Source organism: Bradyrhizobium sp. 215_C5_N1_1 (assembly GCF_052075935.1).
Lineage (GTDB): Bacteria > Pseudomonadota > Alphaproteobacteria > Rhizobiales > Xanthobacteraceae > Bradyrhizobium > Bradyrhizobium barranii.
Map to the genome: position 1 here is coordinate 26,478 of NZ_CP197228.1, position 13,326 is coordinate 39,803.

Annotated in this window: 11 protein-coding genes; 6 read left to right on the plus strand and 5 right to left on the minus strand. The window is 63.8% G+C overall.

Features of this window, described 5'->3' with window-relative positions:
- The first annotated feature begins 44 nt into the window (after positions 1-44).
- The 3 genes from AB7G19_RS00105 (at position 45) to AB7G19_RS00115 (ending at position 4,551) form a co-directional block, all read left to right on the plus strand.
- The gene (locus AB7G19_RS00105; protein WP_085405114.1) at positions 45-962 is read left to right on the plus strand and encodes a pirin family protein; all 918 of its coding nucleotides are present in this window, start codon (positions 45-47) and stop codon (positions 960-962) included.
- 78 nt (positions 963-1,040) lie between these two features.
- Positions 1,041-1,955, plus strand: coding sequence for a phosphoribosylaminoimidazolesuccinocarboxamide synthase (locus AB7G19_RS00110; RefSeq protein ID WP_085405113.1), 915 nt, complete (start codon positions 1,041-1,043; stop codon positions 1,953-1,955).
- 379 nt (positions 1,956-2,334) lie between these two features.
- Positions 2,335-4,551 carry an SLC26A/SulP transporter family protein gene (locus AB7G19_RS00115; RefSeq protein WP_085405063.1) on the plus strand — a complete coding sequence of 739 codons (2,217 nt, stop codon included), beginning with the start codon at positions 2,335-2,337 and terminating at the stop codon, positions 4,549-4,551.
- Between the two features lie 45 nt (positions 4,552-4,596).
- On the opposite strand, the gene AB7G19_RS00120 is transcribed toward AB7G19_RS00115, so the two are convergent.
- Both AB7G19_RS00120 and AB7G19_RS00125 read right to left on the minus strand, forming a co-directional pair.
- Complete coding sequence (locus AB7G19_RS00120) at positions 4,597-4,962, minus strand: nuclear transport factor 2 family protein (protein WP_085405062.1); 366 nt, start codon at positions 4,960-4,962, stop codon at positions 4,597-4,599.
- Complete coding sequence (locus tag AB7G19_RS00125) at positions 4,959-5,879, minus strand: NAD(P)H-binding protein (RefSeq protein WP_085405061.1); 921 nt, start codon at positions 5,877-5,879, stop codon at positions 4,959-4,961. The genes AB7G19_RS00120 and AB7G19_RS00125 overlap by 4 nt, the downstream gene beginning before the upstream one ends.
- 306 nt (positions 5,880-6,185) lie before the next feature.
- Here AB7G19_RS00125 and AB7G19_RS00130 point away from each other — a divergent pair, with 306 nt between their 5' ends.
- The gene (locus AB7G19_RS00130; protein WP_161495935.1) at positions 6,186-6,809 is read left to right on the plus strand and encodes a helix-turn-helix domain-containing protein; all 624 of its coding nucleotides are present in this window, start codon (positions 6,186-6,188) and stop codon (positions 6,807-6,809) included.
- 13 nt (positions 6,810-6,822) lie between these two features.
- Here the strand turns inward: AB7G19_RS00130 and AB7G19_RS00135 are convergent, their stop codons facing one another.
- Both AB7G19_RS00135 and AB7G19_RS00140 read right to left on the minus strand, forming a co-directional pair.
- Complete coding sequence (locus AB7G19_RS00135; protein ID WP_071908943.1) at positions 6,823-8,316, minus strand: NAD-dependent succinate-semialdehyde dehydrogenase; 1,494 nt, start codon at positions 8,314-8,316, stop codon at positions 6,823-6,825.
- Positions 8,317-8,428: 112 nt separating this feature from the next.
- Positions 8,429-8,749: a hypothetical protein gene (locus AB7G19_RS00140; RefSeq protein WP_028150598.1), complete on the minus strand. Its 321-nt coding sequence runs from the start codon at positions 8,747-8,749 to the stop codon at positions 8,429-8,431.
- A 347-nt stretch (positions 8,750-9,096) separates the two neighbouring features.
- On the opposite strand from AB7G19_RS00140, the gene AB7G19_RS00145 reads away from it, so the two are divergent.
- Both AB7G19_RS00145 and AB7G19_RS00150 read left to right on the plus strand, forming a co-directional pair.
- Positions 9,097-10,290 carry a serine hydrolase domain-containing protein gene (locus AB7G19_RS00145; protein ID WP_441267658.1) on the plus strand — a complete coding sequence of 398 codons (1,194 nt, stop codon included), beginning with the start codon at positions 9,097-9,099 and terminating at the stop codon, positions 10,288-10,290.
- Between the two features lie 118 nt (positions 10,291-10,408).
- Positions 10,409-12,103, plus strand: coding sequence for an AMP-binding protein (locus AB7G19_RS00150; protein WP_085405112.1), 1,695 nt, complete (start codon positions 10,409-10,411; stop codon positions 12,101-12,103).
- Between the two features lie 107 nt (positions 12,104-12,210).
- Here AB7G19_RS00150 and AB7G19_RS00155 read toward each other — a convergent pair whose 3' ends face one another.
- Positions 12,211-13,212 carry an adenosine kinase gene (locus tag AB7G19_RS00155; RefSeq protein ID WP_085405059.1) on the minus strand — a complete coding sequence of 334 codons (1,002 nt, stop codon included), beginning with the start codon at positions 13,210-13,212 and terminating at the stop codon, positions 12,211-12,213.
- Between the last annotated feature and the right edge of the window lie 114 nt (positions 13,213-13,326).

A 13,326-nucleotide genomic window follows, 5' to 3' on the forward strand; every position in this document is an offset into this window, starting at 1 on the left:
CATTGTTCTGTTACGATCATACCAGCAAGAAACAGGAGACCAAGATGAGCTGGCAACCCTCGAACGATCCCGTGCTCGGCGATCCCATGTCCTGCGACGCACTCGATCTCGTCATCGTGCCACGCACCCGCGACCTCGGCGACGGGTTCGTGGTGCGGCGCGCGCTCCCGCATGGCAGGCGGCAAATGGTCGGGCCCTTCATCTTCTTCGATCATTTCGGCCCGGTGCAGTTCGTCTCCGGCAAGGGCATGGACGTGCGGCCGCATCCGCATATCGGGCTTGCCACCGTCACCTATCTGTTCGACGGCTCGATCATGCATCGCGACAGCGAGGGCAACGTCCAGGAGATCGCGCCCGGCGCGATGAATCTGATGACCGCCGGCCGCGGCATCGCCCATTCCGAGCGCACCCCGGACGCGCAGCGCGCCTCGGGCCAGCAGATGCTGGGCCTGCAAAGCTGGATCGCGCTGCCGGCCGGATCCGAGGAGATCGCGCCGTCGTTCCAGCATTACGGAGCGGGCGATCTGCCGATGATTTCCGAGCGCGATTTTACCGCGCGGGTGATCGCGGGCTCCGCGTTCGGCATCACCTCGCCGGTTACGATGGTGTCGCCCTGGTTCTACACCGAGGTCACGGCGGTCGCGGGCGCCAGCGTGCCGCTCGACCCCGACCACGAGGAGCGCGCCATCTACGTCGTCGACGGCGAGGTCGAGATCGCGAACGAGCGGTACGAGGGGCCGCGGCTCCTGATCTTCCGGCCCGGCGACCACATCACCGTGAAGGCGTTGAAAGCGACGCGCATGATGTTTCTCGGTGGCGATGCATTGGAAGGCCCGCGCCACATCTGGTGGAATTTCGTCTCCTCCAGCAAGGAGCGGATCGAGCAGGCCAAGGAGGACTGGAAAACCGGCCGCTTCGCCGCGGTTCCGCAGGAACATGAGTTCATTCCGCTGCCGGAATAGGCTATCCCGATTTAGGCCGTACCATCCAGTGCGGCCTGAATCTCCTGTCCGATGGACTTGTCTGCGAAGGCCCTGCCGATGACCGCCATGCTCTCCAGCGACCTGCCCCTGCCCAAGATCGGACGCGGCAAGGTGCGCGATATCTACGCCGTCGACGACGACCGCCTGCTGCTCGTCACCACCGACCGCATCAGCGCCTTCGACGTCGTGATGGGCGAGACCATCCCGATGAAGGGCGCGGTGCTGACCCAGATCAGCGCATTCTGGTTCAACGAGCTCGAAGGCGTGGTGCCGCATCACATGATCAGCGCCGACGCCGACGAGATCATTGCCGCCGTGCCGGCCTTGAAGCCGCATCGCGCCGAGATCCTCGGCCGCGCCATGCTGTCGCGCCGCACCACCGTCTTCCCGATCGAATGCGTGATCCGCGGCTATCTCTCGGGCTCCGCCTGGAAGGAATATGCCGCCAGCGGCACGCTGGCCGGCGAGAAGCTGAAGGCGGGCCTCGTCGAGAGCGAGAAGCTGGAGCCTTCGATCTTCAGCCCGGCGACCAAGGCCGAGACTGGCCATGACGAGAACATCACCATCGCCAAGATGCGAGAAGTCGTCGGCGACGAGGTCGCCTACACGCTCGAGAGCATGACGCGCGCGGTCTATACGCTCGGCGAGGAGCTCGCCCGCGAGCAGGGCATTATCATCGCCGACACCAAGTTCGAGTTCGGCCGCGACAAGGACGGCCGTATCATCCTGATCGACGAAGTCATGACGCCGGATTCTTCGCGCTTCTGGGCGGTCGATGCCTACAAGCCCGGCCAGCCGCAGGCGAGCTTCGACAAGCAGCCTTTGCGCGATTATCTCGACGTCGAGCGCCACGCCGGCCGCTGGAACGGCGACGCGCCACCGCCCCCGCTGCCCGCCAGCGTCGTGGACGCAACCAGCAAGCGCTATCTCGAAGCTTACAGGCGCGTGACGGGGAAAGAGCTGAAGATCTAGCTTCGGCGCCACCGCTGCGCTTGCAATGACGTGATTGGGGAGGCTGTCCGCTACACCCTCAACTGTCATCGCCCGGCTCGACCGGGCGATCCAGTATTCCAGAGACGGCGATGGGATACGGAGAGGCTGCGGCGTACTGGATTCCCCGCTTTCGCGGGGAATGACAGCGGTGGGCGTGGAACGGCTTTCTGCCACGACACTAAATGTGCGCCAAAGCTTCGGTTTTTCCGTCCACCATATGGTTGACCATTCACATGTCGTGAATGGAGATCCTCACCGCAAAACTGTCGGATATTTCACAGTTACAAGAATCCAGTTGCGCTAGGCCCGTACTCGTCTACGTCTCGGGACGGGACTTTTCAGGGGCGAGCGCAACGGCGTGACCGATCCAGCAATTATTCTCAGCCCGGCTTCGCGATTCAATCCGGCCCTCAAGCGTGCGTTGAATGATATATTGGGCGGAACGGCGGCCAGCGTCCTGACCGTCACCTTCGGGCTGTCCTATTCGCTGCTGATCTTCGCCGGGCCGCTCTCGCCTTACCTGTCCTACGGAATCACGGCGACGTTCGTCAGTTCCGCGGTGCTTGCGATCGTCATCGGGCTCGGCAGCTCCCTGCCCTTCGCAGTTGGTGCTCCCGACAGCTCGACCGCGGCGGTGACGGGAATTCTGGCGGCCTCGGTGGTCGAACGCCTCGAGACGGCGAACCTGTCGGCACCGCTGCTCTCGCCGGTTCTGATCACGCTCGGCCTGTCGACGGTGCTGACAGGATTGGTGCTGTGCGGATTGGGCCTGACGCGGCTGGGCCGCGCCATCCGCTACGTGCCCTATCCCGTCGTCGGCGGCTTCCTCGGCGCCACCGGGCTTCTCATCGCCCTGGGCGCGGTGCGGGTGATCACCAACCACCCGCTCCAGTTCACGACGCTGACGCACTTCGCCAACGGCACCACATTGCTGGAGCTGGGCGCCGCCTGCGCGATGGCGCTGGTGCTGTACTTGACCTGGCATCGCTCGCGCAGCCCGTTCGGACTGCCGATCATCCTGGTCGGCGGCGTGCTCACGGCGCATCTGGCGTTCTGGATCACCGGTGTTTCATTCGATCACGCTCGCGCCCTGGGCTGGACGTTTCAGCCGCCGCCGCAGGCGGTCTTCATGCTGCCCTGGCACACCGACGAACTCGCCCGCTATCCCTGGTTTGCCGTGCCGGACCTGCTCGGCAACGTGGTTGCCGTCATCTTCGTCACGGCCTCAAGCACGCTGTTCAACACCACCGGCATCGAGGTTGCCGTGCATCGCGAGGCCAATCTGGAGCGCGAGCTGAACGTCACCGGCGCCGCCAATATCCTGACCGGCATGCTGGGTGGCTATGCCGGGTGCAGCTCGATCAGCCGTTCGATCCTCAATTTCTCCAGCGGCGGCCGCGGGCGCCTGTCCGGCCTTACGGTCGCGGCGCTGTCCCTGCTGATGCTTGCCGTCGCGCCCGATCTGCTCGGTTTCATCCCGAAATTCGTCATCGGTGGCCTTCTGCTCTATCTCGGCGCCGACCAACTCCACAAATGGATCATCGAGTCGCGCAAGCGGCTCTCGAAGCTCGAATATATCTCCCTGATCGCCATCATCGCGATCATCGTCGCCTGGGGCTTCGTCCCGGGCATCCTGATCGGCGTGATCATTGGCTGCGCGACGTTTGCGTTCAGCGCCGCACGGGTGGAGTCGATCAAATACAGTTTCGACGGCTCGGAATATCGCTCCTCGCTCGACCGCTCGCGCGACGACCAGGACGTGCTGCTGGCCCATGGCGGCAACATCCAGGGCCTGAACTTGCAGAGCTATCTGTTCTTCGGCTCCGCCAACCGGCTCTACCAGCACGTCAAGCAGCTGCTCCAGGAGCGCCCGGAGTGCCGTTATCTGCTGTTCGACTTCAAGCTCGTCACCGGCGTCGACTCCTCGGCTGCCTACAGCTTCGCCCAGATCAAGCGCAGCGCGCATGACCTCGGCGTCGAGCTGATCCTGGTGCATCTGTCGGCGGCGGCCGAGAAGGTGCTGCGCTCCAGCGACTTCGTCGGTGAAGGCGTCACCATCATCGGCGAGCTCGATCATGCGCTGGAATGGTGCGAGAACGAGATCATCTCGCAGCATCAGGGGCGGGTGCAGGAAGAAGCCAGCCTGCGCGACTGGTTCACCGGGATACTCGACAGCGAGGCCGACGCCGACGCGCTGATCCACCGCTGCCAGCGCCTCGAGGTCGAGGCCGGCGACATCATCGTGCAGGCCGGCGACCCCGCCGATTCCATGCATTTCATCCTCGACGGCCGCGTCGGCATCATGGTCCCCGCCGACGACGACCGCACCACGCGCGTGCGCAGCCTGGGGCGCTACACCACGATCGGCGAGATGGGACTGGTGTCGAACACGCCGCGCAGCGCGACGATCCAGGCCGAGGTCGCCAGCGTGCTCTACGTGCTCAACACGCTCCAGTTCGACGCGATCAGGGACGAGGACCCCGCGCTCAGCCACAAGCTGCTGACCTTTTTCGTGTCGGTCATGGCCGAGCGGCTGACGTTCGCGAACCGGACGATTGCGGTGTTGCGGCGGTGACGGGCCTGTAGCCCGGATCGAGCGGAGCGCAATCCGGGCTACACGCTATTGGTCCCTCGGATTTACAAATCCATGAAGCTGCCGAATGCGGTCACCGTCCAACACCGCCATGTCGACGCCTGTGGCGGCAGGTGTTGCGGCTCCGGGCGCAGCCAGCGTCCAGCCGAACAGGACCTGATCGTGATGCGCGTTCACGTGACCGGCGAGCGTGAAGCGGAGATCCGGAAGTCTCGCCTGCAAGGCTTGCACCAGGCGCTCGATCGCGTCCTTTCCAGCCACCGAGTCATTCGGATCGATATAGACGCACGCGTCGCTGAAGACTCTGTCGATCAGCAACCGGCGCTTCCCGGCATCTCTCTCGTTCCAGACCGCGATGTAGTTCTGGACGAGATTGGTCACCTGTTCACTCATTTTGCTTCCTTCTCTGTCGCATCCATGTCTGCTACTTGCGAAAGTGTGTCGCGAACCATCGTGTCCAGACTGCTCGCGGTGACGCCCAGCAGTTTCTCTGTATCGCCGGCATCGAGCAAAAGCGGCTTTTCGAACAAATAGGCCATCTCGATCCCTTCGCTGAAGCCGATGCCTTCCAGCTCAGCCGGGGCGAGTCGCGACAGGCCAGGAGCGTCGATCTTCAGTGCGGCTGCGAATCTCCGTACCAGTTCGCGCACCGACGCCGACTGCGACGGCACGTGAAAGGCGCGGCCCCATTCTCCGGTGAAGCGCGACGCCGCAACCAGCGTCTTCGCCGTGTCCTTGGTGAAAGACCAGGCATGCGCGGCATCCGGATCGCCGAGGAAGGCAACCGCCTCGTTCCTAAGCAGCGACGGCAACGCCAGCAGGGAAAAATAGGCGACTGCGCCCTCGCCGAGATAATCGCTCGCCCGCACTTCAAGGGCGGGAACGCTCGATCGCAACGCACGCTGCCACATGATGTGCCGGGTCGTGCCCTTTCGGGTGGTCGGGTCCGGCTCCATGTTTGGCGTGAGCGGGCTCGCAGCCCCCGCGCCATAGCCATAGACATTCCCGACCACGAGCAGCCTGGCACCAACCTGCTCGGCCGCCTTGACCGTTCCGTCCATGATCGGAAAGAAGTCGGTCGGCCAACGATGATAGGCCGCCATCGCGCACATGAAGATCGCATCCGCGCCCTTGCTGAGTACCGCCAGCTGTGCGGCATCGGTGGCATCCGACGAAACCGTACGCACATCGCCGGCATTGAGCGATCCGGCATTCCTGCTGGTCAGGATGACACTGTGCCCTTCTTCCGCCAGAAGGCGCGCGGTTTCGCGCCCGACCGGGCCGGCTCCCACAATCACGTAGTGACTCACTTGGCATCCTCATTTGTCGGGAAACGACAGATGAGTTCTTTGACGCCGGCGCCGTTGAAAATCGCGCACGATCCGCCAAATATCGAACACGTTCCGCCAAGATCTGGAGCCTGACCCATGCGTGCGAGATCGAGTTCGGCGTCAACATCGGCCGGCGCCACCGCTGCGGCCAGGCGAACCGAGCCTGACGCCGTTGCGCTGGAGCCGATCGGCGATCACCGCATCATCATCCACCTCAGCCGGGCGACGCGCTCATTCTGTCTCGAGACCGGGGAGCAGTTTCTACGTCAGGCCGGCGATATCGATGTGGTTCCGTCGGGCGCGATCGGTGGCTTCGTTGCGGAGACGCCCTACCAGTCGCTTCAGATCCGGCTCGCACCAAGCATGCTGGACCACGCAGCATCCAGGAGCCGGCAATTGGCATCCGCCCGGCTCGCGCATCATCATATGCTGCGGAATGACCGTATCGTTCTGCTCGGACAGGCACTCGAAAGCGACGTGAAAGCGGGCTCGCCGAGCGGGCCGCTGTTTGCCGAAAACGTGGGAATGGCCCTGGCGGTCGAATTGATCAACCTGGCGAATGATCCGCCGGGAGAGGCCATCCGCCTCTCGAACGCGCAGCTCCAGAGAGTCCTCGCCTATATCGATGCAAATCTCGACCAGCCGCTCACAATCGACATTCTCAGCCGCGAGGCCGGCGTCAGCAGCTCGCATCTGCGGACCTGGTTCAAAGCGGCCATGGATATCACGATTCATCGCTACATCCTGAGAAGGAGAGTCGAGCACGCGCGCCAGCTTCTCCTTCAAGGCGATCGCAAGCTAAGCGATGTTGCCCTCGCAGCCGGCTTTGCCCATCAGTCCCATCTGGCCAAATGGATGCGACGCGAACTCGGACGCAGTCCCAGCGAACTACGTCGAAGCAAGGACTGATCGGCGGCGGGCCCTACACCCCCGCCATCATCACGTATTTGATCTCGACATATTCTTCCATGCCGTGACGCGAGCCTTCGCGGCCAAGGCCGCTTTCCTTGACGCCGCCGAAGGGCGCGACTTCGGTCGTGATCAGGCCGGTGTTGACGCCGACCATGCCGGATTCCAGCGCTTCGGCGACGCGCCAGACGCGGCCGAGATCGCGGGAGTAGAAGTACGAAGCCAAGCCAAACGGTGAGGCGTTGCACATCGCGATCACATCGGCCTCGTCCTTGAAGCGGATCACCGGCGCGAGCGGGCCAAACGTTTCTTCCTGCGCCACCAGCGAGTCCGGCTTGACGTCGGCAAGCACCGTCGGCTCGAAGAAGGAGCGTCCGAGCTCACTGCGCTTGCCGCCGGTGACGACCTTGGCGCCGCGCTTGACCGCGTCCGCGATGTGGCGCTCGACCTTGTCGACCGCTTTCAAATTGATCAGCGGGCCCTGCGTGACGCCGCTCTCGGTACCATCGCCGATCTTCATCGCCGCGACCTTCTTCGAGAGCTTCTGCACGAACTCGTCGTAGATCTTGTCCTGGGCGTAGATGCGGTTGGCGCAGACGCAGGTCTGACCCATGTTGCGGTATTTCGAGACGATCGCGCCTTCGACCGCGGCATCGATATCGGCATCGTCGAACACCACGAACGGCGCATTGCCGCCGAGCTCGAGGCCGAGCCGCTTCACGCCGACGGCGGCCTGCTGGTAGAGGATCTTGCCGACCGCGGTCGAGCCGGTGAAGCCGACGAAGCGCACCGCCGGGTGCTCGCACAGCACCTTGCCGATCGGCGGCGCGTCACCGGTGATGATATTGAGCACGCCCTTGGGCACGCCGGCCTTCTCGGCGAGCACGGCCAGCGCCAGCGCCGAGAGCGGCGTCTCGTTGGCGGGCTTCAGCACCACGGTGCAGCCGGCCGCCAGCGCCGGCGAAACCTTGCGGGTAATCATCGAGTTCGGGAAATTCCACGGCGTGATGGCGCCGCAGACGCCGATCGGCTGCTTGATCGCGAGCAGGCGCGCATCGGGCCGCTGCGTCGGGATGGTCTCGCCATAGACGCGACGGGCTTCCTCGGCGAAGAATTCGATATAGGCGGCACCGATATCGACCTCGCCGAGCGCCTCGGAGAGCGGCTTGCCCTGCTCGGAGGTGAGGATCAGCGCGAGATCCTCACGGTTGGCGATGATCAGCTCGAACCATTTGCGCAGGATGTTGGAGCGCTGCTTGGCGGTGTGCTTGGCCCAGGCCGGAAAGGCGCGCTCGGCGGCTTCGACCGCCTTGGTCGTATCGTCCGCACCAAGCTGCGGAACCTTCGCGAGCTCGATGCCGGTCGCAGGATTGTTCACCGCGAAGACCGGCGAGCCGACCCAGGCGCCGTCGATGTAGCAGGCCTCCTTCAGCAACGACGGATCCTTCAACCGGTCGCGCAGATTGGACGTGGCTTGCGGGGCGCGTGCGGCGGCAGTCGGGGTCATGGCGTTACTCCTCGGGGCGCGATCGGATCGGCCCCGAATATAGGGACAGACGGCGCGCAATGCACCGTCCCGCAACGCACATCTGCTGGGAGTTAAAGTGGCAACGGCGCGGTTATGCCGCGCCGCTCATATAGGTCTCGCGCCGGCCGATCATGCGCTCAGCGGCTGCCTTGGCGTCGGCCTTCGAGGACGTCGCGCACGTCCGATATTCGAGATCGGGAACGTCGGAGGTGTCGCGGCGGCCGAACCAGGATTTCGAGCCCACAGGAAGCAGCGCCAGCGCCTGCGCCAGATTGTCGACGGCGCCGAACGAATAGAGCGCGCCGGTGCCGGCGATCCGGACCTCGTAAATGCCGGGCGAAATCGGCGCCTCGAGATTGTCGCCCCGTCCGGGACGGGGATAGCGCTTCCATTCGCTCCAAGTCGAAATCATCTGAGGTCCCCCTCGCGGTCATGAACGACCGCCAATATTTGCATCAAGTCTTAACGTTGGCCGTCGATTGGCCGCGTGCGGAAACGCCGCAACGCACAAAATGTTTCAAGTGCTTCAAACACGTGAAACATATCGCCAGAGCCTATCCACGGTCACGGTGAGTTGCGGCCATCCACCGCAGATTGTGACGGAGTGTTGCAGTTCAGCCCTCTCTCGTCCTGCGCACGCCACGCACCGTCAAGTCACGACATCGCGACCGGCGCGGGCATCTGGACGCGCTTGCCGCGCGGACCGTGCAGGAGGACAATCATTCGCTTCCAACAATAATCAAACCGGAGGAAACGCGTATGCAAAGCAAAGCCCAGATCGACGAGATCCTGCGCCAGAAGAGCGACGCCAAGGAGATTCCCGGCGTCGTCGCGATCGCCGCCAGCGGCAACGACGTGATCTATCAAGGCGCGTTCGGCAAGCGCGACCTGTCCAAGCCCGATGCGATGACTGACGACAGCGTGTTCTGGATCGCCTCGATGACGAAGGCGGTGACTTCAGCGGGCGCGATGCAGCTCGTCGAGCAGGGCAAGCTGTCGCTGGATGCGCCGATCGGTTCGGTGCTGCCCGACCTCGCCAAGCCGCAGGTGCTCGAAGGTTTTGATGCCAAGGGCGAGCCAAAACTGCGGCCGGCGAAGGGCGCGATCACGCTACGCCAGCTCATGACCCACACCGCCGGTTTTGCTTACAATGTGTGGAACGGCGATCTCGCGGTCTATCTGGAGAAGACCGGAACCCCGAACATCTTCTCCTGCCAGGACGTCGCGCTGAAGACGCCGATCATGTCTGATCCCAGTACGCGCTGGGAATACGGCATCAACATCGACTTCGTCGGCAAGGCAGTGGAAGCCGTGAGCGGCAAGCGGCTCGATGCCTATCTGCGCGACAATCTCTTCACTCCGCTCGGTATGAGCGACACCGGCTTCAAGATCACCGACAACATGCGCCAGCGGCTGGTCGCCACCCATGCTCGCGGCGAGGATGGATCGCTGGCGCCGATTCCGTTCGAGATCGAGCAGAATCCGGAATTTTGCATGGGCGGCGGCGGCCTTTACGGCACTGCCGGCGACTACATCAAGTTCACCCAGATGATCCTCAACAAGGGCCGCGGCAACGGCAACCAGGTGCTGAAGCCCGAGACGGTCGCGCTGATGGGCCAGAACCACATCGGCGATCTCACCATTGGCAAGATGACGACGGTTGCGCCCATGTACACCAACGATGTCGATCTCTTCCCCGACATCGTGAAGAAGTGGGGGCTGTCCTTCCTGATCAATACTGCCAAGACGCCGGAGGGCCGCAGCGCCGGCAGCCTCGCCTGGGCCGGTCTCGCCAACACCTATTTCTGGATCGACCCGGCGCGCGATGTTTCCGGCGTGATCCTGATGCAGGTGTTGCCGTTCGTCGACGCCAAGTGCATCGAGGCCTTCACGGGCTTCGAGCGTGGTGTCTATGCCGGGCTCGATGCGGGCAGCGGGAAGAAGGCGGCCTAACCCCTTAGTATGAGGCGCGCGGCGTCGCGCGCCTTCGCTGCAATGGATAACCTCGTGCCAAGGCCATCGGCTTCAGGCACGAGGCAAGAGCTTTGAGGAGACGAGCTTGGTGGACAATTTGGCTGACAAAGCCGACAGCTATGTTTGCGGCATCTCGGACACGCCGCTGCTCGGCGAAACCATCGGCCGCAGCCTTGACCGCGCCGTGCGGCGCTGGGGCCATCGCGAGGCGCTGGTCTCGCCTAGCCACGGCGTGCGATGGACCTGGACCGAATTCGCCGAACGGGTCGACGCGCTCGCCGCCGGCTTTATCGCGCTCGGCCTCGAGCGGGGGCAGCGGATCGGCATCTGGTCGCTGAACCGGCCGGAATGGACGCTGACCCAGTTCGCCGCCGCCAAGGCCGGCCTGATCCTGGTGACGATCAATCCCGCCTACCGCTTGAGCGAGTTGGAGTTCGCGCTGCGCAAGGTCGGCTGTAAGGCGATCGTCACGGCGACCGTGTTCAAGACCAGTCATTACTTGGAGATGCTCAACACGCTGCTGCCGGAACTGGCCAGCGCCAAGCCCGGACAACTAAACGCAGCGCGACTGCCGGAGTTGCGGATGGTGATCCAGATCGGTGGCCCCGCGGCATCGGGCACGATCCCGTTCGAAGAAATCGCGCGCATCGGCGGAGCGCAGCATCGCGAGCAGCTCACTGCACTCGGCGCTGCCTTGCAATTCGACGATCCCGTCAACATCCAGTTCACCAGCGGCACCACGGGATCGCCCAAGGGCGTGACGCTGACGCACCACAATATCCTCAACAACGGCTATTTCACCGGACGTGCGATGCACCTGACCGAGCAGGATCGCATCTGCATTCCGGTGCCGCTCTATCACTGCTTCGGCATGGTGATGGGCAACCTCGCCTCCGTCACGCTCGGCACGACGATGGTATATCCCGGCGAGGGTTTCGATCCGCTCGCGACGCTGCGCGCGGTCGAGCAGGAAAAGTGCACGGCGCTGTACGGCGTGCCGACGATGTTCATCGCGGAGCTCGATCACCCCGACTTCCCGAAGTTCGACCTGACATCGCTGCGCACCGGCATCATGGCGGGCGCGCCCTGCCCGATCGAGGTGATGAAGCGCGTCAACACCGAGATGAACATGCGCGAGGTCACCATCGCCTACGGCATGACCGAGACCAGTCCGGTCAGCTTCCAGAGCGCGACGGACGACCCGCTCGAACGGCGCGTCTCGACCGTCGGGCGGATTCATCCGCATGTCGAGGTCAAGGTCGTCGATCTCGAGGGCAGGATCGTCAAGCGCGGCGAACGCGGCGAGCTCTGCACCCGCGGCTACAGCATCATGCTGGGCTATTGGGAGGAGAAGGAAAAGACGGCGGACGTGCTCGATGCCAATGGCTGGATGCACACCGGCGATCTCGCCACCATCGACGACGAGGGCTATTGCAACATCGTCGGCCGCATCAAGGATCTGGTGATCCGCGGCGGCGAGAACCTCTATCCGCGCGAGATCGAGGAGTTTTTGTATCGCCACCCCAAGATTCAGGACGTGCAGATTTTTGGCGTGGCAGACACTCGCTATGGCGAGGAGCTCTGCGCCTGGATCCGCGTCAGGCCGGGCGAGACGCTGACGGCCGAAGAGGTTCGCGCGTTCTGCGACGGCCAGATCGCGCACAACAAGATCCCGCGCTATGTGGAGTTCGTCGACGAGTTTCCGATGACCGTGACCGGCAAGATTCAGAAATTCGTGATGCGCGATGCGGTGGAGCAGCGGCTGGGATTGAAGGCGGCGAAGACGGCTTAGGGTACGGCGTCATTGCGAGCGCAGCGAAGCAATCCAGTCTGCCTCTGCGGAGATAGTCTGGATTGCTTCGTCGCTACGCTCCTCGCAATGACGGGGAGAAAGCGGAGTTAAACCGTCAACCCGCGCTGCTGCGCCAGCTCCTTCAGCGACACCTGCGGACGCGCGCCGATGTGCTGGATCACTTCGGCGGCCGCGAGCGCGCCGAGCTCGCCGCACTGCTTGTGCGCAAGGTTGCGCGCGAGACCGTACAGGAAACCGGCGGCGAAGAGATCACCGGCACCGGTGGTGTCCACCAGCTTCGCGATCGGTGAGGCCGGCGCTGCGACGGCCTCGGTCGGCGTCACCACCACGCAGCCCTTCTCGCTGCGGGTGACCACGCCGAGCTTGACGTCGTTGCGCAGCTGCTTCAGGGCGGTGTCGAAGTCCGAGGTCGTGTAGAGCGAATGCAGCTCGGATTCGTTGGCGAACACGATGTCGACGGTGCCGTTGCGCATCAGTCCGAGGAATTCGTCGCGATAGCGATCGACGCAGAACGAATCCGACAGCGTCAGCGCCACCTTGCGCTTGGCATCATGCGCGATCTGGGCCGCCTTGACGAAGGCGTCCTTGGCGTTCTTGGGGTCCCAGAGATAGCCTTCGAGATAGACGATGCCGGCAGAAGCGATCTCGGCCGGATCGATGTCGGCGGGCGACAAATCCTGCGCGGCACCGAGATAGGTGTTCATGGTGCGCTCGCCGTCATCGGTGACCAGGATGTAGGAACAGCCGGTCGCAGGGCCATCCTTCGCAGCGGGCGTGTTGAAGGCGACGCCGGCAGCGCGGATGTCGTGGACATAGAGCTTGCCGATCTGGTCGTCCTTGACCTTGCCGACATAGGCCGCGCGTGCGCCGAGGCTGCCGATGCCGACGATGGTGTTGGCGGCAGATCCGCCCGAGACTTCGGTCGCCGGCCCCATGTCCTTGTAGATGGCGGCGGCCCGCGCCTCGTCGATCAGGGACATGCTGCCCTTGGTCATACCGTGCTTGCCCAAAAAGGCCTCGTCGGTCTTGACCAGCACGTCGAACAGCGCGTTGCCGATGCCGAGAACGTCATATTTCACGTCAGCCATTCACCTTGATCCTGTTTGGCGGATTGCGATACCCGCGGAAATCCGCTTCCTGTCGGTCTGAAATCTGGCTCGCGGCCTATCACGACCGGCCCCAAGCGGGCAAGCAACGGTATT

What these genes read in the sequence shown, in the direction of transcription:
- AB7G19_RS00105 (WP_085405114.1), top strand. Translation starts at nt 45, where the DNA reads ATGAGCTGGCAACCCTCGAACGATCCCGTGCTCGGCGATCCCATGTCC.
- AB7G19_RS00110 (WP_085405113.1), top strand. Translation starts at nt 1,041, where the DNA reads ATGACCGCCATGCTCTCCAGCGACCTGCCCCTGCCCAAGATCGGACGC.
- AB7G19_RS00120 (WP_085405062.1), bottom strand. Translation starts at nt 4,962, where the DNA reads ATGAGTGAACAGGTGACCAATCTCGTCCAGAACTACATCGCGGTCTGG.
- AB7G19_RS00135 (WP_071908943.1), bottom strand. Translation starts at nt 8,316, where the DNA reads ATGACCCCGACTGCCGCCGCACGCGCCCCGCAAGCCACGTCCAATCTG.
- AB7G19_RS00140 (WP_028150598.1), bottom strand. Translation starts at nt 8,749, where the DNA reads ATGATTTCGACTTGGAGCGAATGGAAGCGCTATCCCCGTCCCGGACGG.
- AB7G19_RS00145 (WP_441267658.1), top strand. Translation starts at nt 9,097, where the DNA reads ATGCAAAGCAAAGCCCAGATCGACGAGATCCTGCGCCAGAAGAGCGAC.
- AB7G19_RS00155 (WP_085405059.1), bottom strand. Translation starts at nt 13,212, where the DNA reads ATGGCTGACGTGAAATATGACGTTCTCGGCATCGGCAACGCGCTGTTC.